This window comes from Marinicella litoralis (genome assembly GCF_002591915.1).
In the GTDB taxonomy this organism is placed as follows: domain Bacteria; phylum Pseudomonadota; class Gammaproteobacteria; order Xanthomonadales; family Marinicellaceae; genus Marinicella; species Marinicella litoralis.
This window is the reverse complement of the sequence record NZ_NIHB01000007.1, coordinates 1-5501: the sequence shown is the minus strand read 5'-3', so window position 1 is coordinate 5501 and position 5501 is coordinate 1. Positions and strand designations below refer to the sequence as shown.

5 protein-coding genes and 1 pseudogene are annotated in these 5501 nt (G+C 41.2%); 5 read left to right on the top strand and 1 reads right to left on the bottom strand.

What is annotated here, in order from left to right; translation table 11 throughout:
- Positions 1-1323 (top strand): Ig-like domain-containing protein (locus CCS90_RS13980; RefSeq protein ID WP_180236538.1); only part of this gene is annotated, 1323 nt, incomplete at its 5' end.
- A gap of 71 nt (positions 1324-1394) precedes the next feature.
- Here the strand turns inward: CCS90_RS13980 and CCS90_RS13975 are convergent.
- Positions 1395-2600 (bottom strand): DesA family fatty acid desaturase, encoded by a 1206-nt coding sequence (locus CCS90_RS13975; RefSeq protein WP_099020199.1) that lies wholly within the window; start codon positions 2598-2600, stop codon positions 1395-1397.
- 112 nt (positions 2601-2712) lie between these two features.
- Between CCS90_RS13975 and CCS90_RS13970 the strand changes: the two genes are divergently transcribed.
- The 4 genes and pseudogenes from CCS90_RS13970 to CCS90_RS13955 all read left to right on the top strand — a co-directional run.
- Complete coding sequence (locus CCS90_RS13970; protein WP_162846843.1) at positions 2713-3396, top strand: ATP-binding cassette domain-containing protein; 684 nt, start codon at positions 2713-2715, stop codon at positions 3394-3396.
- An 11-nt stretch (positions 3397-3407) separates the two neighbouring features.
- Positions 3408-4151 carry an ABC transporter permease gene (locus CCS90_RS13965; RefSeq protein WP_162846842.1) on the top strand — a complete coding sequence of 248 codons (744 nt, stop codon included), beginning with the start codon at positions 3408-3410 and terminating at the stop codon, positions 4149-4151.
- The gene (locus tag CCS90_RS13960) at positions 4151-5302 is read left to right on the top strand and encodes a hypothetical protein (protein WP_133566501.1); all 1152 of its coding nucleotides are present in this window, start codon (positions 4151-4153) and stop codon (positions 5300-5302) included. Before CCS90_RS13965 ends, CCS90_RS13960 begins: the two co-directional genes overlap by 1 nt.
- 9 nt (positions 5303-5311) lie before the next feature.
- Positions 5312-5501 (top strand): annotated as a pseudogene (locus CCS90_RS13955) (pyridoxamine 5'-phosphate oxidase family protein); the annotation flags it as partial.

The following is a 5501-nucleotide window of genomic DNA, read 5'->3' as shown; positions in this document are numbered from 1 at the left end:
TTGGCAGCAGGTGCCAGCACCACCGATACCTTCAGCTATACAGTCACAGATGGTAACGGCGGTTCAGATACGGCTTCGGTCACCATCACCATCAATGGTGTCAATGACGCACCGACTGCTGTTTCTGATGCAGCGACTACTGATGAAGATGTGATGGTTTCAGTTCCGGTATTGTTGGGTGACAGTGATCCGGATCAAGGCGACACACTGAGTGTCACTTCATGTAGCTCGCCGGTGAATGGTGGCGTCGTGTTAAACGGAAATAACTGTGAGTTCACACCGGCTCCTAATTACAATGGTCAAGGTTCATTCATATACGCCATCAGTGATGGCAATGGTGGAACTGATTCTGCCACAGTAACAGTCGATGTTGACCCAGTCAATGACAACCCAGTGGCGGTTAACGATGAAGTGGATACCGATGAAGACACCATGGTTTCAGTGGCGGTATTAACTGGAGACAGTGATGTAGATACCGGTGATGTGCTGAATGTCACTTCATGTTCAGCGCCAGTCAATGGGTCAGTGGTTCTGAATGGTGATAACTGTGAATTCACTCCAAGTCCCGACTTCACGGGTCAAGGTACATTCACCTATGCCATCACCGATAACAACGGTGGTTCTGATTCAGCGTCAGTCACAGTGAATGTTGATCCCATCAATGACGACCCTGTTGCGGTCAATGATGAGGCTGATACCGATGAAGACACCATGGTTTCAGTGGCGGTATTGACTGGAGACAGTGATGTAGATACCGGTGATGTGCTGAGTGTTACTTCGTGTTCAGCGCCAGTCAATGGGGCAGTGGTTCTGAATGGTGATAACTGTGAATTCACCCCAAGTCCTGACTTCAATGGACTAGGCTCATTCACCTATGCCATTAGCGATAACAACGGTGGTTCAGATACCGCTTCAGTGACCATTACAGTTGCAGCAGTTAATGATGAACCCACCATGGCGGTTAATTCAGTGGTGTATATCAAACTTGATGACATTGCCAATCCGCCGGCCCATAACATGGCTTGTCAGTTCGATTTCGGACCGGATGATGAGGATGTTTCTCAAGCCGTCGCAGACATGATTGTTCAAGTGCAAAGTGATCCCAATGGAGTGTTGAACCCCAATGGTATTGATATGGACAATACTGGAGCAATGAGTTACAGCTTCAGTGGTAACAGTGGCGTGGTTGAAGTGACTGTAGCCCTTCAAGATGACGGTGGCACGGCAAATGGTGGTGATGACACCTCGGTTGATCATACCTTCTATGTGCATGTTCAGGACTATTTATTTATTGATGGTTTTGAATCGAATGTTTGTCAGTAAACTTTGTTAACTGCAATAAAAAAAACCGGGCATTGCCCGGTTTTTTTAGCAAAGAATTTTTGTATCTCGCTTTACCTTGGCGTGAAAGCCTGTAATTTATACTGGCTGAGAGAAGCCGCAAATTCTTTCAGTAATTGATTGCCACTGGCTTCAGCTTTTTGACACCAAGCTTTAAAATCTGCAATCATTTCATCAACAGATTTACTGTTACTTTCCCAAATCGCTTGCAACTCTTCTTTAAACTGCAATAAGTTGTTTAATGACTTACTGTCTTCGAAATAACTGTTCCATTTGTTCCTCATATCGGCTTTAAGGAACTGAGGGTCTAAGGAAAGGTTGTGGGTGTATTTCTTAATTTTTTTACGGAATGTGCTTGATGCGTTCTGGTATTCAGCAGTCAAGTTTGGTTTGATGACATCTTTGATATAAACCTGAAGCACATTGAATTTATGGGTCAAAATGGCACGGACAGTTTCTGTGTCAAATTCACTGTTCAGGTCGTCGACATATAAATCGGGAACGACTTTTTTAATTTGACACAAGCCCAGCTTATTTAATAAGCGAATAACATACCACCCGATGTCATGTTCACCTTTTTTGTGTGAAAATTTACATGAAGATGGAAAGGCGTGATGGTTGTTATGCAGCTCTTCGCCAAAAACAAAAAATGCAAAACGTGTGATGTTTCTTGATGAATCATCTGTGCGGTAATTTCTGTAACCGATAAAATGACCTAAACCATTAATGACGCCAGCAGCGAAGAATGGAATCCAAATAATTTGTATGGCAAAAATCAAAAATCCAATCACCCCAAACAAGGAAAAATTAAGGGCCGCAAGTAACAAGATTCCAAGGTAATGAAACCGGGTATAGATGTTTCTTTCAATCCAATCATTGGGTGTGCCTTGACCATATTTATCCAAGGTTTCTTGGTTTTTGCGCTCTTTGGTATAGAGCGTGACTCCATGGAACAGGACTTTTTTGATGCCATGTATTTGGGGACTGTGTGGATCATCTTCGGTTTCACAAAAAGCATGGTGCTTGCGATGGATGGCAACCCAGTCTTTGGTTAACATACCGGTGGTGAACCACAACCAAAAACGATAAAAGTGCTGTATAACTGGGTTCAGTTGAATACCTCGATGTGTTTGTTCTCGGTGTAAATATAGACTGACACCCGACAAAGTCAGTTGAACGACAATGAAGGTATACAAAGCAATTTGCCATGCAGAGAAATCAAGTAAGCCTTTTTGTAAGAAGTCTAAAATTGGGTACATAAATTTTGGTTTGTTTTATAATGAATGCTCACTATAATAAATTAAATTTACAATAGCCAGATAAAACAGCGTACCCTGTCGTATGGATCATTCACTACAATCAGCTAAATTCATGAAATTAAACAAGCTTTGTTTCACCCGGTCAGGGCAAAAAATACTTGATCAAATCGAAGATGATTGGCCATCCACCGGTGTTGTTGTTTTATTGGGCGCCAACGGAGCAGGGAAGTCAACTTTGCTCGATGTTATTGCCGGCATAAAAAAAGCTGATTCGGGTGAACTGATTCTTCAACAAAGCCACTCAAAGTTTCTGATGCCTGAACCAGCTGCTTTTTACCCTTATTTAACTGTCAAAGAACAATTGAATTTTATCGCTGACATGTTTGTGAATGTTCAGCCTGATCTCCAAGTCGAAAATGCCATGGAAGTTTGGCAATTACATCCAGTGGCTGATAAGTTAACCAAAAACCTTTCGCTGGGCTTCAGGCAACGTTTGTCACTGGCTCAATTGGCTTTATCCAATGCTGACATCTTGTTATTGGATGAACCAATGAATGGTATGGACCCTGAAATTTTATCGGTCTTTAAAGAACAGGTTTTGACTTGGAAAAAGACCAAGTCGGTCATTATGGCAACCCATATCATGCATGAAGCACAAATCCTAGCAGATTGGGTGGTGGTGATGTTTCAAGGTAAAATCATCAGATCACATGCCTATTCTGAAGAAATCAGTTTTCATCAAATATACCAAAAAGCCATAGATGATTATCATTTGGGCCATGCTGTAAATGGATAAAAAACATGTCGATGAATATCACTAAAAAAGACATTGGATCGTTGTGGCGCTCACCTTTGCTGTGGGTGGTATTGTCTTTGATTGCCTTTATAGCCGCTTGGTTGTTGTGGCAAAGACTTGATCGCTATATAGGCCTACAAGCCAGTTTTGCCACTTTACCCAGCCCGCCCAATATCACCCATGCTTTGTGGGTGCCTTTTATACTAACCTTGGCTAAATTGTTGTTGTTGATTATTGCAATGACCACTGCAAAAGCATTTGCTGAAGAACGAGCACATAAAACTTTGTGGTATTTGTTGATAAACAAACAAACGTACTATCATGTGGTTTGGGCTAAGTTCAAAGCACAATGGATGATTTTGTTGTTCGTTTGGGGGCAATTATCAGTGGCGGCTTTTTTATTGGCCACTGGCGGTGAGTTGAACTGGACTCAATCTCTGGTTGGTTTGTTTGGTATCAGTTTATTTACCTTGTGGTTTGTTTCATTGGGTATGTTGATTTCTTCATTCTGTCAATCTACCGGCACGGCTGTGTTATTGAGTTCGGTTGTGTTTGTTTTGTTATGGGTCATTGGTGGTGAAAGCGTAGGGCAGGAATTTGGTCTTAATTGGTTGCATTTGATCTCGCCAGTTCAGCACCTGAAATGGTTTTGCCAAGGTGAAATTTCATTGAGTTCATTGTTTTATTTTATCGGTGGTGGCATTGTGCTATTGCTGTTAACTGCACAAAACCTTGAAGGTTTGAGAAAGTCATGATGAAACGATTGGTCTTCTTATTGTTGTGGTTAATTGGGGTGTTTTTGTTGGCTAAAAATGTACCAACTTGGAGCATTCAAACTGAGTACAGTGATTTATTAACCCCATCTTCAAAAGCCGTACTTGCCAAACAAAAAGCATTAAGAATTGAGGTTTTTGCCTTGCCAGATTCGCCTGCTGCAGCCTTGGTCAATAATTTTCTTCAACCATTGGTCGGCGAGTTGGTTGAGGTGACGGTTGAATACATTGATTTTTTTAATAATCCAAAATTGATTCAAACCTATGGGATCAATAAACAAGGTGAGATGATTGTTTACAGTGATGAGAAGAAATTTCATTTATCAACATTGTCTTACGAAGCTTTTTTCAATGGATTGAAAAAGATTGAGCAAACTGAGGATCAATGGATTGTTTTTCTTGATCAAATTGATGGTAAGTCATTCGATGCTGGCCAATCTGATGGCCTGAATAAATGGATCAAGGCATTGTCTAACAGTAACTACCGTTCTGTGGTTTTACCTTTCAGTGAAAATATGATTTTACCCAAAGAAGTTAAATTAATCGTTTTGGCTTCACCGACCTTGAATTTCACAGATTCTCATGTCGATTGGTTGCAGCTTCAAATCTCGCAAGGTACCAGTGTCTTGTGGTTGGCAGACCCTGCAACGGCATTATTGCAGCCAGGCTTGTCATTGTTATTTGATGTGATGAGAACTGATGCCTACCACCAAGGTCATTTGATCATCAAAGCATTTCCAGAACATCCCGTAAACCAAGCTTTTGATCGACCGTTAGATTTTATTGAGGTGATGCCTTACCAAACGAATAATGCAGTACTGTGGCAAAATGAGCAAAATCAAACTTTGGCATCGACCCAGGAAATTGATGACAGTCGTTTGATGGTGGTTGGTGACAGCGACTTTCTTTCTGATGCCTTTCTACACAGTGGGGGTAATTTGGAAATGTCCTTTCGCTTGATAGATTGGTTGTTACATAACGACAATCGAATTGATTTACCGACCATTGGAAGTCAAGGCACACAACTGCATTATCAAAAAAATGAAATTCTGTTTTTTTCAGGAATCATGTTAATACTAATACCCGTCATATTATTAGTTATCGGTCTTATTAAGTGGCGCAAAAGTAAATGAGAAGTCATTATGGATATAGGTGAAATAAGAAAAGAATATACCCAGTTTGGTTTAAACCGTGCTGATTTATTATCAAATCCATTGCAGCAGTTTGAAAAATGGTTCCAACAGGCCAGAACCGCTGAACTAAAAGAAGTCAATGCCATGAGTATAGCCACGGTTAGAGCCGATGGTATGCCACAGGTCAGAACGGTGTTGT

What these genes read in the sequence shown, in the direction of transcription:
- CCS90_RS13965 (WP_162846842.1), top strand. Translation starts at nt 3,408, where the DNA reads ATGAATATCACTAAAAAAGACATTGGATCGTTGTGGCGCTCACCTTTG.
- CCS90_RS13970 (WP_162846843.1), top strand. Translation starts at nt 2,713, where the DNA reads ATGAAATTAAACAAGCTTTGTTTCACCCGGTCAGGGCAAAAAATACTT.
- CCS90_RS13975 (WP_099020199.1), bottom strand. Translation starts at nt 2,600, where the DNA reads ATGTACCCAATTTTAGACTTCTTACAAAAAGGCTTACTTGATTTCTCT.
- CCS90_RS13960 (WP_133566501.1), top strand. Translation starts at nt 4,151, where the DNA reads ATGAAACGATTGGTCTTCTTATTGTTGTGGTTAATTGGGGTGTTTTTG.